The organism is Brevundimonas sp. M1A4_2e (genome assembly GCF_053345555.1).
Window position 1 is genome coordinate 314,503 of record NZ_JBKFAI010000002.1, and the last position, 15,970, is coordinate 330,472.

General features: G+C 67.2%; 12 protein-coding genes. 9 read left to right on the forward strand and 3 right to left on the reverse strand.

The genetic code is table 11. The features are described from left to right. Positions 1-9 precede the first annotated feature (9 nt). The 6 genes from ACLBV5_RS06100 (at position 10) to ligD (ending at position 11,733) form a co-directional block, all read left to right on the forward strand. Positions 10-417, forward strand: a complete 408-nt coding sequence (locus ACLBV5_RS06100; RefSeq protein ID WP_447605116.1) for a RidA family protein — start codon at positions 10-12, stop codon at positions 415-417. A 90-nt stretch (positions 418-507) separates the two neighbouring features. Then, on the forward strand, positions 508-3,471 hold the full coding sequence (locus ACLBV5_RS06105) for a TonB-dependent receptor domain-containing protein (RefSeq protein ID WP_447605117.1): 2,964 nt from the start codon (positions 508-510) through the stop codon (positions 3,469-3,471). A gap of 100 nt (positions 3,472-3,571) precedes the next feature. After that, positions 3,572-5,368, forward strand: a complete 1,797-nt coding sequence (locus tag ACLBV5_RS06110) for a DUF885 domain-containing protein (RefSeq protein ID WP_447605118.1) — start codon at positions 3,572-3,574, stop codon at positions 5,366-5,368. Positions 5,369-5,395: 27 nt separating this feature from the next. Further along, complete coding sequence (locus ACLBV5_RS06115; protein WP_447605119.1) at positions 5,396-7,129, forward strand: DUF885 domain-containing protein; 1,734 nt, start codon at positions 5,396-5,398, stop codon at positions 7,127-7,129. Then, complete coding sequence (locus ACLBV5_RS06120) at positions 7,129-8,928, forward strand: DUF885 domain-containing protein (protein WP_447605120.1); 1,800 nt, start codon at positions 7,129-7,131, stop codon at positions 8,926-8,928. Before ACLBV5_RS06115 ends, ACLBV5_RS06120 begins: the two co-directional genes overlap by 1 nt. Before the next feature lie 270 nt (positions 8,929-9,198). Then, positions 9,199-11,733: a DNA ligase D gene (ligD, locus tag ACLBV5_RS06125; RefSeq protein ID WP_447605121.1), complete on the forward strand. Its 2,535-nt coding sequence runs from the start codon at positions 9,199-9,201 to the stop codon at positions 11,731-11,733. Positions 11,734-11,736: 3 nt separating this feature from the next. Here ligD and ku read toward each other — a convergent pair whose 3' ends face one another. Next, positions 11,737-12,594 (reverse strand): non-homologous end joining protein Ku, encoded by an 858-nt coding sequence (gene ku / locus ACLBV5_RS06130; protein ID WP_278069422.1) that lies wholly within the window; start codon positions 12,592-12,594, stop codon positions 11,737-11,739. Between the two features lie 190 nt (positions 12,595-12,784). Between ku and ACLBV5_RS06135 the strand changes: the two genes are divergently transcribed. Together ACLBV5_RS06135 and ACLBV5_RS06140 are read left to right on the forward strand one after the other, a co-directional pair. Then, the gene (locus ACLBV5_RS06135) at positions 12,785-13,612 is read left to right on the forward strand and encodes a TIGR02587 family membrane protein (protein WP_447605122.1); all 828 of its coding nucleotides are present in this window, start codon (positions 12,785-12,787) and stop codon (positions 13,610-13,612) included. Between the two features lie 2 nt (positions 13,613-13,614). Continuing rightward, positions 13,615-14,001, forward strand: coding sequence for a hypothetical protein (locus ACLBV5_RS06140; protein WP_029972583.1), 387 nt, complete (start codon positions 13,615-13,617; stop codon positions 13,999-14,001). A 43-nt stretch (positions 14,002-14,044) separates the two neighbouring features. Here the strand turns inward: ACLBV5_RS06140 and ACLBV5_RS06145 are convergent, their stop codons facing one another. Further along, on the reverse strand, positions 14,045-14,749 hold the full coding sequence (locus tag ACLBV5_RS06145) for a Crp/Fnr family transcriptional regulator (RefSeq protein WP_447605123.1): 705 nt from the start codon (positions 14,747-14,749) through the stop codon (positions 14,045-14,047). 59 nt (positions 14,750-14,808) lie between these two features. Beyond that, positions 14,809-15,072 carry a hypothetical protein gene (locus tag ACLBV5_RS06150; RefSeq protein ID WP_145915883.1) on the reverse strand — a complete coding sequence of 88 codons (264 nt, stop codon included), beginning with the start codon at positions 15,070-15,072 and terminating at the stop codon, positions 14,809-14,811. A gap of 159 nt (positions 15,073-15,231) precedes the next feature. Here ACLBV5_RS06150 and ACLBV5_RS06155 point away from each other — a divergent pair, with 159 nt between their 5' ends. After that, a complete protein-coding gene (locus ACLBV5_RS06155) occupies positions 15,232-15,960 on the forward strand; it encodes a Crp/Fnr family transcriptional regulator (RefSeq protein ID WP_134581390.1) in 729 nt (242 codons plus the stop codon). Positions 15,961-15,970: the final 10 nt, after the last annotated feature.

The window sequence follows — 15,970 nt, forward strand, 5'->3', positions numbered from 1 at the left end:
GAGGGCGACATGGCGACCACGAAAATCAATCCATCAGAGCTCTACGACAGCACGCCTTTCGGCTTCTCTCATGCGGCCGTTCAGGACGGGGGCAGGGTGTTGCATCTCGCCGGCCAGGTCGCCTGGGACGCCGATTGCAATGTCGTGGGCGTCGGCGACTTCGCCGCCCAGGTCGACAAGGCGCTCGCCAACATCGCGGCGGTGCTCGCACATTCCGGTCTGTGTCCGTCGGATGTCGTGCGGCTGCGGACCTACATCGTCGATAACGACATGGAGCGCCTCGGCGCCGTGGTCGGCGCCCTGAAGCGCTTTTACGGCGACGAGACGCCGGCGCCCAACACGGTGGTCGGGGTGCAGTCCCTGGCCCTGCCGGACTTCCTCGTCGAGATCGAGGCCATCGCCCAGTTCCGCGATTAAGGCCGCGTCCGCGCGCGCCTGATCGCTCATTCCTTCACGCTAAATTCCCTTGGAGTTCCTTCGTTGACTTCTCCCAACACGCGTCAGTGTTTGCTGACATCCACTGTTATCGGCGGTGTCGCCGCCCTGACGGCCTTCGCCGCCCAGCCTGCCGCCGCCATGGTTCAGGACGAACCCACCTCGGTCAGCGAGATCGTCGTCACGGGTTCGCGGATTGTCCGCAAGGACTATAATTCGACCAGCCCCATCGTAACTGTCGGCCAGGAAGACCTGCAGGCGACGGGATCGGTGACGGTCGAAAGCCTGATGAACGACATGCCGCAGTTCATGCCCGGCAACAGCCACGGCTCGGTCAACCCGGGCAATGGCGGTCAGGCGAACCTGAACCTGCGCGGTCTGGGCAGCAACCGGACCCTCGTTCTGATGAACGGTCGCCGTATCGTGCCGTCGAACGCGGACGGCACGGTCGACGTCAACCTGATCCCGGCGGCCCTGATCAAGAACGTCGAAGTCATCTCGGGCGGCGCCTCGGCCACCTATGGCTCGGACGCCCTGGCCGGCGTGGCCAACTTCACCCTGAACGACAGCTTCTCCGGCGTTCAGATCGACGCCCAGTACGGTCAGACGGAACGCGGCGACGGCACGACCGAGAGCTTCACCATCACGATGGGCGGCAACCTGGACGACGGTCGCGGCAATGCGGTGCTGTCGATCGGCCGTTCGACCCGTTCGGCGATCATGAGCAATGCGCGCGGCTTCTCGCGTGTTTCGGGCCGCAACAGCGTCTCGCCGCTGGGCGTCACGACCTTCGACTCGACCAACCTGCCGAGCCAGGCCTTCATCAACAGCTATCTGAACTGCGCCAGCTGCGTCACTCCGACCGGCGAGTTCGGCTACAACACCGACGGTTCGCTGTTCAGCCACGTCGGCGCCTACAACTTCAAGAGCCCCGGCGGCGCCGAATGGGACGCCTATCACCAGCCGGGCGTGGCCTGGGCCTACAATACCGGCGCGACCGGCATGCTCAGCATTCCGCTGGAGCGCTGGAACGCCTTCTCGGCGGTCCGCTATGATCTGACGGACTCGGTCGAGCTGTACGGCAACGTCCTGTACACCCAGTACAGCTCGGACGTGATCCTGGCGCCGACGCCGATGCCGGGGCCGTCGCCGACGTACGGTTTCCGCGTGCCGACGACCAACCCGTTCATCTCGCCCGACCTGCGCGCCTTCCTGGACGCGCGTCCGAATCCGACGGCCTCCTTCGGTCTGAACAAGCGCTTCAACGCCATCGGCGGCCGCCTGGCCGAGGACAGCACCACGGTCTATCAGGTGACGACCGGCGTGCGCGGCGCTCTGCCGTTCGGCGACTGGCGCTATGATGTCAGCGCCCAGTACGGCCGCGTCGACAACCAGACGCAGCAGTCGGGCAACGTCTCGCGTTCCGCCGTTCAGCGTCTGCTGGATGATCCGGCCGGCGGCGCCAATCTGTGCGAAGGCGGCTTCAACCCCTTCGGCCTGACGCAACTGTCGCAGAGCTGCATCAACTACATCAACCGCAACAGCAAGAACGCGACCCTCAGCGAGCAGAGCGTCGTCGAGGCGACCATGCAGGGCGGTCTGTTCCAACTGCCGGCCGGCGAAGTCCGCGTCGCCCTGGGCGCTCAGTATCGCGAAGACACCTTCGCCTTCCGTCCGGACGCCGGCCTGTCGCAGAGCAATCCGATCGTCGACCACCTGGGCGCGGACGGCCTGCCTGACGGCGGCAAGATCGGCGGCGTGGAAGTCGCCGGCTTCAACCCGGTTCAGCCCCTGACCGGCTCGACCAACTCGACCGAAGTCTTCATCGAAGCCCTGATCCCGGTCCTGGCCGATCAGCCGTTCGTCCAGTCGCTGGATCTGAACCTGGGCTACCGCTACGCCGATTACAGCACTGTCGGCGGGGTTTCGGCCTATAAGGCGGACATCGACTGGGCCGTTGTCGATGGTCTACGTGTTCGCGGCGGCGTCCAGCGCGCCGTGCGTGCGCCCTCCATCGGCGAACTGTTCGGCAACCGCGACATCAGCTCGCCGCAGATCGGCAGCCCGGTGAACGCCGCAGGCCAGGCCGTTTATGGCGGCGACCCGTGCGACATCCGCGGCGCCTACCGCAAGGGACCCGATGGGGCCAAGGTCCGCGACCTCTGCATCGCCCAGGGCCTGTCGGCGGCCGCTGTCGACAGCTATGTCTTCAACAGCACTCAGATTCAGGGCTTCGTCGGCGGCAACCGCAACCTGAAGGAAGAGACGGCGGACACCTGGACGCTGGGCTTCGTCTATCGTCCGCAACTGGAAAACCCGCTGTTCTCGCGCCTGTCGACCTCGCTCGACTACTACAGCATTGAGATCACCGACGTGGTCGGCACCATCACGGCGGCGAACCAGCTTCAGGGCTGCTTCAACGCCACGGGCGTGACCAACACCAGCTATGACGCCAACAACGGCTACTGCCAGCTGTTCCGCCGCGACGCCATGACGGGCAATGTGGTGGACAGCCTGGGCTTGCAGCAGAACCTGGCCACGCTGAAGACCTCTGGCGTCGACCTTCAGGTCGACTGGGGCTTCGACCTGATGGACGCCGGCATGCCCGACTGGGGCGTCCTGAACCTGAACTTCGTGGTCGGCTGGATGGATAGCTGGCAGCGTCAGGATGCTGCGGGCGGTCCGTTCAACGAGCGCGCAGGCACCATCGACTCCACCAACGGCTTCACCTTCCCGGAATGGAAGTTCCTGACCTCGGTCAACTATTCCAAGGGGCCTTATGGCGTGGGCGCTCGCTGGCGGCGGGTCGGCGAGGTGGATATCTACCGCACCGATAACAAGCTGGACGCGATCAACTACTTCGATCTGCTGGGCACCTGGGAAGTGAGCGACCGCGTCGTCCTGCGCGCGGGCGTGAACAACCTGACCGACCAGGACCCGCGCACCTGGTCGCCGGGCATCCAGGCCAACACCGATCCCTCGACCTACGACATCCTGGGACGGCGCTACTTCGTGGGTCTGACGGCTAAGTTCTGACCCCGATCAGGCGCGGCGGCGACGGTTCGGCCATCCTCCTGAGGCCGTCGTCGTCGCGCTTTGAATTCTGAGCGGGACGTATGAGTTGAGGGAACCGAGTATGAGAAGACGTGAACTGCTTCTGGGCGTGGCCGGTGCGGCGGCGCTCAGCATCGCCGCCGCATCGCCCGCTGCGGCGGCATGGCGCCAGACGGATGCGCGTGAGCGGTTCGCGGCCCTGGTCAAGGAGAGCCAAAAGGCGGACGACGCCCTGAATCCGCTGCGCCTGGCGCGACGGGGGCAGCGCCCGACCGGCGACGTCTTCATCGACCCTCAGGGCGAGGCCTACGCCCGGCAGTTCGGCGCCCAGAAGCGGGCGGAGCTGAACGCCCTGTCGGCCATCGACCGTGCGTCCCTGCCTGAGGGCGATCAGATCGCCTATGACGTCTTCCGCTATCAAGCGGAAAAGGCGGTCGAAGAGATCGACAGCGGCCTGCATGCGATCCGCAACAAGGCGCCGCTGAACGCCTCGTTCGGCCTGCATGTCGAATTCCCCGACTATATGACCAGCGCCCAGTTCAAGTCGGTTCAGGACTATGAGCTGGGTCTGGCCCAGCTTGAAGGCTTCACCGCCTTCATGAACGACACGGTGAAGCGTCTGGAGCAGGGGATGGCCGAAGGCTATCACCAGCCGAAGATCGTGGTGACCAACGTCCTGGCGCAGGTCGAGGCCTTCCTGGCCCTGCCGGTCGAGGACAATCCCCTCTATGCCCCGGCGACGCGCTTTCCCGACGCGATCGGGGCGGCCGACCGCACGCGACTGGAGACGGCCTATCGCAAGGCGGTCCAGGACGGCGCCTATCCGGCCTATGACCAATGGCGCGTCTTCCTGCGCGAGCGGTATCTGCCGACCGCGACCGACGGCGCGGGCCTGTGGGCAATGAAGGACGGCGCGCGCGTCTATGCGGCGGATCTGGTGCGCCACACCACGACCACCATGAGCGCGGAAGAAATTCACCGTCTCGGCGTGTCGGAAGTGGCGCGTATCCGCGCCGAGATGGAGGAGTCGCGCAAGGCGGCGGGCTTCACCGGCGATCTGCCCGCCTTCTTCGAACACATCCGCACCGAGCCGAGCTTCTACTACACCGAGCCGAAGGACTTGATCGACCACTTCGAGCGGATCGAGGCCAAGGTCTGGCAACGGATGCCTGAACTGTTCTCGCGCCGCCCGCGCGCTGAGTTCGAGGTCCGTCCGCTGCCCGCGCTGGGGGACCAACGCGGCACGGGCTATTATCGCTCGGGCCCGCCGGACGCCTCCGAGCCTGGCGTGCTGTATTTCAACATGGCGATGCTGAACACGCGGCCGATCCCGACGCTGGAGACCCTGGCGCTGCACGAAGGCGTGCCGGGGCACCACTATCAGTCGTCGCTGGTGCAGGAAGACGAAAGCCTGCCGGATCTGCTGCGTTTCCGCCTGGCGCCCGCGACCGCCTATACCGAAGGCTGGGGCCTCTATGCGGAGTCTCTGGGCAAGGACCTGGGCCTGTTCACCGACCCTTATCAGTGGTTCGGCCATCTCGACATGGAGATGCTGCGCGCCGTGCGTCTGGTGGTCGACACCGGCCTTCACGCCCTGCGTTGGGACCGCCAGCAGGCCATCGACTACATGCTGGCCAACACCTCGATGGCGCAGCGCGACGTGGTGGTCGAAATCGACCGCTACATCACCAACGCCGGTCAGGCCTGCGCCTATAAGGTGGGCGAGCTGAAGCTTCAGGAACTGCGCGGCCGGGCGACCCGAAAGCTGGGCGACCGGTTCGACATCCGCCATTTCCACGATCAGGTGCTGGACACCGGCGCCCTGCCGCTGGACGTGCTGGAAGCCAAGATCGACCGCTGGCTGGCCGCCGCCGCCTAAGCGGGCGGGACTGAAGGGGAGCAGGGCATGAACAGACGGCAGATGCTGACGGCGGCGGCTGGGACGGCCGCCCTGGCGGCGGCGCCCGCGGCCGCGGCTTTCGACAGCGCCGACGGTCGGCTGGCGGCGTTGTTGGAACGGCACGCCCGCTCCCTTCAGGCGTTCGACGGAGGCAGCGAGGCGGATCCGCTGGGCGACCGCTCCGTCGCCGGACGCGCCCGTTTCAGGGCTGAGAACACGCAAAGGGTCGCCGAGCTTCAGGGCGTCGATCGCGCGGCCCTGTCGCCCGCAGCCCGCATCGACCGGGATACGGCGGCCTTCGTCTACGGCGTTCTGGACGATCATCTGGCGCGGCCGGGGACGGTGGACCTGGATCTGCGGCCCAGCCCCTATGTCGTCAGTCAGATGAACGGCGCCTACTACTGGTCGCCGCCGCGTATCGGCGCGCGGGCGATCAAGGGTCGAGAGGTCTATCTGGACGGCGTCGCCGCCCTGGCGCGCGGCATCGAACAGGAGAGCGAACGCATCGTCCACGACGCCGCGCAGGGCGTCATTCCGCCGGACTTCATTCTGGCGATGACAGCGGCGCAGGTCAGGGCTCTGCGCGACAGCGCGCCGCAGGCCAACCCCGTCCTGGCCCCGGCGTACCGCGCCGACGAAGCCCTGGGCGAGGAAGGGGCGGTGCTGTTCCGCCAGATCGTCGCCCCCGCGCTGGACCGTCAGGCGCTGGCCCTGGACGCCCTTGTCGGGCGCGCGTCGGACAAGGCGGGGGTCTGGGCGCAGCCGGACGGCGAGGCGCTCTACGCCTCGTCGCTGTACGCCAACATTACGATCCAGCGGGCGCCGGGCGAGTTGCATCGTCAGGGCCTGGAGTGGGTGGCGGCTCTGTCGGCCGAGATCGACGCCGATCTGAAACGACTGGGGATGACAAAGGGCTCGGTCGGCGAACGCATCGCCGCCCTGAACGTCGATCCGCGTTTCCTTCAGCCGAACACCGACGCCGGGCGGGCCGAGGTGCATCGTCAGGCCGAAGCCTATCTGGCGGCGTCGCGGGCGCGGGCGTCGCGGGCCTTTACTCATCTGGTCGATACGCCGGTCGAGGTTCGCCGCATGTCGACGGCCACCGAGGACAGCTCTCCGGTCGCTTTCTACAACGGGCCGTCGGGCGGGGCGCCGGGCGGGGTGCTGCTGAACCTGAAGACGCCCAGCGATCTGCCGTCCTGGCGCCTGCCGACCCTGATCCACCATGAGGGCGTGCCGGGCCACCACTCTCAGGCTGCGGTGCTGGACAAGGTCGGCGGCCTGTCGGCCTTCCGGCGCGCGGCGCGCTTCTCCGCGTGGACCGAAGGCTGGGCCCTCTACGCCGAAGCCATGTCGGACGAGATCGGCGCCTATGAGGCCGACCCCTACGGCCGGATCGGCTATCTGCAGGCGCAGCTCTGGCGCGCCGGTCGCGTGGTGGTCGACACCGGCCTGCACCACGAGCGCTGGGATCGCGAGCAGGCCGTCGCCTATATGGTCGACACCGTCGGCGAACTGCGCGGACCGACCGAGCGCGAAGTGAACCGCTACTGCGTCTACCCCGGGCAGGCCTGCTGCTTCATGGTCGGCAAGCAACAGATCGTCGCCTCTCGCGAGGCGGCGAAACAGGTCATGGGCGGTCGTTTCCGCCTGGGCGACTATAACGATCTTGTACTGCGTTCCGGCCCCTTGCCGATGGAAGTCCTGGACGCCCTTGTTCAGCAATGGAGCGCCGCCTGATGCGTCGTCGTGATCTCCTGGTCGGCGCTGCGGCGCTCGGCATGGCTTCTCCTCTGGCGGCCTGCGCTACGGGCGCCGCTTCGACCGTTTCGCCCGGCGCGGCGATGGGCGCGGCGATGGGCGGGGGGGCCGACGACGCCCGTCTGGCCGCCATGCTCGAACGCCACGCCCAGGCCCTGCGCGCCGAGGAGGGAGGCGGCGACCGTCTGGCCGATTATTCGCTGGCGGCCCGCGCTCGCCACGGACAGGCGACGGCCCAGCGACTGGCGGAACTGGGCGCGGTGAACCGCGCGGCGCTCTCGGCCGCTGCAGCTCTGGACTATGACACGGCCCGCTTCGTCTATGAGGCGATGGCTGACCAGTACGGCCGTTACGGCTTCTCGGACATCAATCTGCGGCCCAGCCCCTATGTGGTCAGCCAGATGAACGGCGCCTACTACTGGCTGCCGGACGGCATCGGCGGTCGCTCGCCGATGAAGAACACGGCCGACGCCGACCCCTATCTCGACAAGCTGAACCAGTTCGCCGTCGCCCTGGATCAGGAGACCGAACAGATCGGCCACGACGCGGGACTCGGCGTCATCCCGCCCGACTTCATTCTCGCCAAGACCCTGGCCCAGATCGCAGCTTTGCGGGATGCCTCGCCGACGGGCAATGCGCTGACGGCGCCCGCGCTGGAGCGTGCGCACGAAGCTGGAATCGCCAGTTTGGACACGCGCGCGGCGGCGATCTTCGTCGAGCGGATCCGGCCCGCGCTACAGCGCCAGAGCGAAGCCCTGGCCGCCTTGCAGCCCCGCGCCGACGCCCGCGCCGGCGTCTGGGCCAAGCCGGACGGCGAGGCCTATTACGCCTCTGCGCTTCATTCCAACACCACCGCCAGCTACGCGCCGGGCGAACTGCATCAGCTGGGCCTGTCATGGGTCGCCGAACTCTCGGCCGAAATCGATCGGCTGCTGAGAGCCGAGGGTCTGACGCAAGGGGAAGTCGGCGCGCGCATGGCCGCTCTGGATCGTGATCCGCGCTTCCTCAAGCCGGATACGGAAGCCGGGCGTCAGGAAATCATCGATTACGCCAACCAGCGGCTGAACCGCGTCAAGGGCCTGCTGTCGCGCGGGTTCACCGTGACCCCGGATCGGCCCGTCGAGGTGCGCCGCGTCTCGCCCGCCATCCAGAACGGCGCGCCCGGCGGGTTCTACAGCGCCAGCAGCGATCCCGCCCAGCCGTCGATCATCTACATCAACCTGCGCTCGGTCGAGGAAAACGCCCTGTGGCGCATTCCGACCCTGCTGCACCACGAAGGCGTGCCGGGGCACCATTTCCAGGACAGCGTCCTTCGGGAGGCGGGCGAGCTGTCGCTGTTCCGGCGGACGGTCCGTTTCTCGGCCTGGACGGAAGGCTGGGCGCTTTACGCCGAGCAGTTGGCCGACGAAATCGGCGCCTATGAGGGCGACCCGGTCGGCCGGATCGGCTATCTGCAAGGGCAGCTTTTCCGGGCCTGCCGCGTGGTCGTCGACACCGGCATCCACCATGCGCGCTGGACGCGGGAGCAGGCGATCGACTGGATGGTGACCCACGCGGGCGAGCATCGCGACGCCGCTGAGCGCGAGATCGACCGCTACTGCGTCTATCCGGGCCAGGCCTGCAGCTTCATGGTCGGCAAACAGCAGATCGCCGCCTCGCGTGAGGAGGCAAGGCGCCGCCTTGGGGCGCGCTTCGACCTGCGCCGGTACAATGATTTCGTCCTGGCCTCCGGGCCCCTGCCCATGGATGTTCTGGCCGCAGCGGTGCGCTTGACCTAGCCTCTCCTGGTTCGGTTCAGGCGTGTTGGTCTTTGCACATCGATGCTGTTCTCGTTGCCGGCAGCTTGACCGGGGGGGGCGCTGGCGACGGAGCGTGCGCGCTCGGTAGAGGCTGGCGCACTCGCCGCGTGACGTGAATTCTCAACATTGCCCGAACGGTAGCGCGCGGCGCGCCGGGCCCCTTCCTAATGACGCCGTCACGTTCGCCTATGCAGGCATCGCTCATGGGCCTGTCAGGCAACGGTTTCGCCTTGGGCGGGTTAGTTTTTCATGCGCGGCGAACTGAAGACCTATCAGGCCAAGCGGCGGTTCGAGCAGACGCCCGAACCGAAGGGCGCTCAACGCGCAGGCGAAAAGGACGCGCGGCGTTTCGTGATCCAGCGCCATGCGGCCACGAGGCTCCACTACGACTTCCGCATCGAGGCGGATGGGGTGCTGAAGTCCTGGGCGGTGACCAAGGCCCCGTCGCGTGATCCGGCGATCAAACGCCTGGCGGTCGAGGTCGAGGACCATCCGCTAGATTACGGCGACTTCGAGGGGACGATTCCGGCGGGCAATTACGGGGCCGGGACGGTGCAACTGTGGGACGTCGGCAGTTGGGAGCCGCAGGAGGCGCACCTGGAGGCGGCCTGGGCGCGCGGCCAGATCAAGATGATCTTGCACGGCGAGCGGCTGAAGGGGAAATGGGCGTTGATCCGGCTGAAGAGCGATCGGGGCAAGCCGTCCAAGCGCAACAACTGGCTGCTCCTGAAGGAGAAGGATGAACATGCCGTCGCCGGCGAAGGCGACGCCCTGGCGCAGATCGACGCGTCGGTGACGACCGGGCGCTCGCTGGCCCAGATCGCCGAGGGCGACGCGCAATGGACGTCGTCCAAGCCGACCCGCCGCAAGGCGCCGCCCAAGCCTGCGCCGTCCAAGGCGACGTCCAAGGCGAAGCGGCCCCCCGCCTTCGTCCCGATCCAGCTTTGCAAGACTGTCGATCATCCGCCCTCTGCGGCGGGCTGGGCGCATGAGATCAAGTTCGACGGCTATCGGCTGCAGATCGGTATCGGCGGCGGTCAGGCGGTGCTGAGAACCCGCAAGGGTCTGGACTGGAGCGACCGGTTTCCCGAGTTGGCGACGGATGCGGCGGGCTGGCCCGATGCGGTGATCGACGGCGAGCTGTGCGCGCTCGACGATGATCACATGCCGGACTTCAGCGCGCTTCAGGCGGCGATATCCGAGGGAGAGACGGACCGGCTCGTCTACTTCGCCTTCGACCTGTTGTTCGAGGGGGCGGAGGATCTGCGCAAGCTGCCCCTGTCGCACCGCAAGGCGCGGCTGCAGGCCTACATCGACCGGCTGGGCGCGAAGAAGGCCGCGCGTCTTCGCTATGTCGAGCATTTCGCCTCGACGGGGCAGGCGGTGCTGGAAAGCGCCTGCCGGATGCATCTGGAAGGCGTGATCTCCAAGAAGCTGGATGCGCCCTATCACGCGGGCCGGTCGTCAAGCTGGGTGAAGTCCAAATGCCGGGGCCGCGATGAGGTCGTCATCGGCGGCTGGTCGTCCGAAGGCGGCAGCCGGTTCCGCTCGCTGCTGGTCGGGGTGCGCGAGAAGGGCGGCATGAAATACCTCGGCCGGGTCGGCACGGGTTTCGGCGAGACGGCGACGCGGCTGCTCATGCCCGCACTGAAGGCCGAGGCGGCGGACAAGAGCCCCTTCGTCGGTCCCGGCGCGCCCAAGGGGGGAAAGGACATCCACTGGGTGAAGCCAAGGCTGGTCGCCGAGATCGAACACGGCGGCTACACTGAATCCGGCGCCTTACGGCACGCGGCGTTCAAGGGGCTGCGCGACGACAAGACGGCCGAGGACGTCACGGACGCGCCGCAAGCGCCGGCCGCGCCGCAGGTCCCGCGAAAGAACGGCAAGGTCTCGGTGGCGGGCGTGGCCATCTCCAGCCCCGACAAGGTGCTGTGGCCGGGCTCGGACGGTCGACCGCCCATCACCAAGGCCGACCTGGCGCGCTATTACGAGGCGGCGGCCGAGCGGCTTCTGGCTCATGTGGCGGACCGGCCCGTCTCGATCATCCGCGCCCCCGACGGCATAGAGGGCGAGACCTTCTTCCAGCGTCACGCCATGGCCGGGTCCAACCCCCGGCTGAAGCTGATCGACGTCAAGGCGCGCACCCCCTATGTCGCTGTGGTTGATGTCGGCGGTCTGGCGGCGGTGGCCCAGTCCGGTGGACTGGAACTGCACCCTTGGGGCTGCAAACCCGGCGATCCGGAAACGCCCGATCAGATCACTTTCGATCTGGACCCCGACGAGGGACTGGACTTCGACGACGTGATCGCCGCCGCTCTGGTGGTCAGAGCCAAGCTGGAGGCGCTGGGGCTCAACCCCTTCGTCAAGACGACGGGCGGCAAGGGGCTGCACCTCGTCGTGCCGATCCGCGCCGACGGACGCTCGCGCGTCACCTGGGATCAGAACAAGGGCTTCGCCAAGGCCGTTTCCGAGGCGATCAAGGCCGAGGCGCCGGACCGTTTCACCACGACCCTGGCCAAGAAGGCGCGGGGCGGAAAGATCTTCATCGACTATCTGCGCAACGGCCGGATGGCGACCGCCGTGGCGCCCTGGTCGCCCCGCGCCCGGCCAGGCGCGGGGATCGCTTTTCCGCTGTCGTGGGATCAGGTGACGCCGGGGCTGAACCCGGCCGACTACAATCTGTGGGTCTGGCCCGAACTGCTGCAACGACCCGACGCCTGGTCGGGCTTCCGCGACAGCGCCGTCAGCCTGAGACCCGCCCTGCGCAAGATGGGCGTGGACTGACCGTCAGGCGGTCTTCTTGCGCGGCGCCGACTTGGAGGTCGATTTGGAGGCGGGCTTCTTGGCCGCCGGCTTGCGAGCGCCGCCGGCCGAGCCTTTCAGGCTGTTCTTCAGCGCCGCCATCAGGTCGATGACGTTGGTGTCGTCCGGCTCGGCCACGTCGACCAGACCCTTGCCGCCCTTGGTCTTGGCCTTGATCATCTCGCGCAGGGCGTCGTCGTAGCGATCCTTGAAGGCGGTCGGGTCGAAGTCGGCTTCCTTCTGGGCGATGATGCGGGCGGCGATCTCGACCATGTCCGCGTCGGCCTTCACCTTGGGAATGTCGTCGAAATAGTCGTCGGCGTCACGCACCTCGTCATGGGCGCGCAGGGTGTAGGCCACCAGGCCCTTGCCGCGCACCTCCAGCGCCAGCTGGCGCTCCTTGCCGCGCAGCACCAACTGGCCCAGCGCCACCTTGCCCTGCTTCTGCATGGCGTCGCGGATCACGGCGAAGGCTTCGACGCCCGCGCCCTTTTCCGGGACGACGAAGAAGGGGTCGTCCCAGTAGAGGCGGTCGATGTCGGACTCGTCGACGAACTTGTCGATGGAAATGGTCTTGGTGCTGTCGAGCCGCACCTTGTCGAAGTCAGCGTCGTCGAACAGGACGTATTCGTCCTTGGACACCTCATAGCCGCGGACCAGATGGCTGCGTTCCACCGGCCCCGCGTCGGGATCGGTCGGCACCATGCGGATGCGGTTGTGGGTGTCGGGGTTGATCAGGTGGAAGCGCACGTCGGAGGCGCTGCTAGTCGCGGTGTAGAGCGCCACCGGGCAGGTGACGAGCGACAGCTTCAGATGTCCTTGCCAGGTCGGGCGAGCAGCCATGTGATCCTCCATCGGCAAAAGGAATGCGCGGCGAGACGTTCCGTTCGCTTCCAGTCAAGCATCAACGCTGCGTCGCGGTAGGGGCGAGCAGCGCGAACCGCTTCCATGCGACCCTCCGCCAGCCCGCAGTCGCCTCGAGTGAGGCGAGGGCGCGATCCGCGCGGGAGCCGAAACCGGACGGCGGCGTTGCATGGTCATGACGACGATCCAGGACGCCGCCAGGGCCGAAGACAGCGCCTACCTCCGCGATCTGGGCCGAGCCTTCGGCGGCGCCCTGCTGTTCAGCCTGCCGCTGCTTATGACGATGGAGATGTGGGCGCTCGGTTTCTCTGCGGAACCGGAGCGGCGTCTCGTCTTTCTGCTGGCGGCCCTGCCAGTGCTGTTCGGGCTGGCGCACTATGCCGGGTTTTCGGCGCGCCGCGGTCTGGTCAACACTGCGCTGGACACCCTGGTGGCACTGGCGGTGGGCTTCGTCACCGCCGCTGCGCTTCTGATGATCTTCAATGTGCTGGATTTCAGTTCACCGGCGTCCGCCGTAGGGCAGATGTCCCTGCAGGCGGCGCCCGCCGCCTTGGGCGCTCTGGCGGCGCGACGCCAGCTGTCGGGCGATCCGGACGAGGGCGATGAGGATGAGGCATCCTATCCGGGCGAACTGTTCCTGATGCTGGTCGGCGCCCTCTACTTCGCCCTGAACCTGGCCCCGACCGAGGAGATGCGGCTGATCGCCTATATGGCGTCGCCGCTGGGCGCCCTGGGCGTGCTCGTTCTCTCGGTGGTCCTGCTGCACCTGATCGTCTTCGAAGCGGGTTTCGCCGGACAGGAACAGGCGGAGACGCCGATCCGGGCGTTCTTCGACTTCACCCTTCCCGGCTACGCCCTGTGCCTGCTGGCCAGCCTCGCCATGCTGTGGGTGTTCGGAGGAGCGGACGGCCATGGCCTTCAGGCCCTTATGGCCAATGTCATCATCCTCGCTTTTCCGGCGGCGATCGGCGCTGCGGCAGCGCGGCTTCTGGTGTAGCCGTGACCGACAAGAAGAAGCAGAAGACAGGAAGAAGGGGCGTGTCGCGGCTGCAGCGCGCCTGCGCCTTGGCTGGATTTCTGATCACGCTCGCCGCAGCGGCTGTATTGGCGCGAGCGGCCTTCACCGTTCCGGCGCCGGCGACGCTGACGATCAGAAGCGAGGCGGTGCGACCTTCGTCCGGCGGGTGGGTGGTCGACGTCGTTGTCGCCAATCACGGCGACCTGGCCGCAGCCGCCGTGGACATCGAGGGCCGGGTCGGCGACGAACGGTCCGGCGCCTCGCTCGACTATGTGCCGGGGCGGGGAGAGAAGAAGGCGAGCCTGGTCTTCTCGCAGACGGACAAGCCCGATCCGGCCCTACGCGTGCTGGGCTGGTCAGAGCCCTGACGCGCCGGCCGGCGTTGTTTGCCGCGCCCGGTCGCCGCCCTCGTCAGTGCGTCGCGCCGCAACGACATGACCCGGCGGTCAGCTTGGGCACATCGAAAATCGAAGCTTTGCCGCGGGTAAACCGCACGCCGCCCATCGCCTGCAGGCTGCGCGCCGCCGCATTGATGCTGGTGCGCTGGACGCCAAGCATGGCCGCCAGCTGGGCCTGATTCAGGCGAAGCGGTGCGCCGTTTCCGCCGAGATGCAGGCGAAGCAGCCATTTCGCCAAGCGTTCCGAGACCCGGTGGGAGGCGTTGCAGGCGGCTTCCTGTTCCAGGAAGGTCAGGCGCTGGACTGCCTGCAGCGCCACGAAACGCGCCAGCCAGTCATAACCCAGCGCCTCGCGGGCGGCTGTGGCGGGAACGCGGAACACCCGCACGTCCAGCACCGGTCGCACCTGGGCTGCGCTGCCGCTGAAGCCGAGGGCGTGCTCCCAGCCGTAGACGGCGCCGGATACGACCTGCGCGACGCAAACCTCGCTATCGGCCGGGAAGGCGCCCAGTACGCCCGAGAGCACAAACCAGAGATGGTCTCTGTCCAGGGGCTGAGGCGCATCGCTCCGGAGCTCGATTTCCGTCCCTTCCGCGAGCAGGCGCCGCCGCGTGTCCGGCGGCAAGGCGCGATACACCGGATGATCGCCGATATGCGCGCGCGCACGCCCGTTCAGCGGGATGGATGGGGACGGCGTGGCGGCCGAATCTGCAGGCATGGGCCCTCCTTGGAGGGAGAGCCCTGCCATGAGTGGCGAAGGGACCGCGCTTACATGGGTTAGTCGCCGAAGCTCCGCGTGTCCGCGAGAGCGTCGGCCAGTTTCAGCGGTGCTCCAGGCCTGCCAGGTCCGCTTGAGGCGCGATAATAGGAATCCGCGCACAACGTCCGCAGCTGGCGCCAGGTGGCCTTGCCTTCCAGCTGGAACAACTCAGCTTGGGTATAGCGGTCGGTGATCATAGCCTTGCGGATCTCGCTCGGGATGCGGAAGCGACCGCTGCGCGCCAGCTCAAAAGCCCGCTCGATGACTGGTGTCCTATTCACAATGCAAACTCCCCTGTGGCGCGAACTCAATGCGGCCGGCCGCAGGCGGTTCGATCTGCCGCCTTTGCGGCTTTATGGAACCGGAGGCGACCTAGCTTGGCGGCAACATTCGCCGCGCCGCAGCGTTCCACATCGGCCAAGCGTAAGCGGAGCCATACCATGCCTGACCATAGCCGCCTGTTGGAGAAGAAGCTGGAGCGTCGCGACGACCTCGCCGAGGACGAGCGAGAGGCCTTGCGAAGCGTATTGACCCATGTCGTGGCGAAGCCGGCGGGCTGCGACATCGTCTCACAGGACGCCTTGGTCGAGCATTCCAGCTTGGTCATCAGCGGGTTCTGCGCGAGGTATCGCGACCTGAGCGATGGGCGGCGTCAGTATACGCAGATCAACATTCCCGGAGATTTCATCGACCTGCATGGCTTCGTGCTGAAGCGGGTCGATCACGGCGTCCGCGCGCTGACCGATTGTCTTATCGCAGAGGCCCCTCACAATCGTTTGCGAACCCTGACCGAGCAGCATCCGCATCTGGCGCGACTGTTGTGGCTGGAGACGGTGGTGGACGCCGCCATGCACCGCGAATGGCTGCTGGCGCTGGGCCGTCAGGAGGCGTTGGAACGGGCCGCCCTGCTGGTCTGTGAAATCTACGCCCGCCTTCAGACCGTCGGCCTCGCCCGCGACGGGGCGTTCCATTTTCCGATCATTCAGGCGGAGATCGCAAATCTGCTGGGCATGTCGGCGGTGCATGTGAACCGCACGCTGAAGGTTATGCGTGAGGCGGGGTGGCTGGAATGGACCGGCCCCGAGGTTCGCATCCTCGCCTGGGACCGACTGGCCGAGGCGGCCGAGTTCAATCCCTCCTACCTGCGATTGGAAAAGCTGCCGGTCTGAAGCCGGGTTC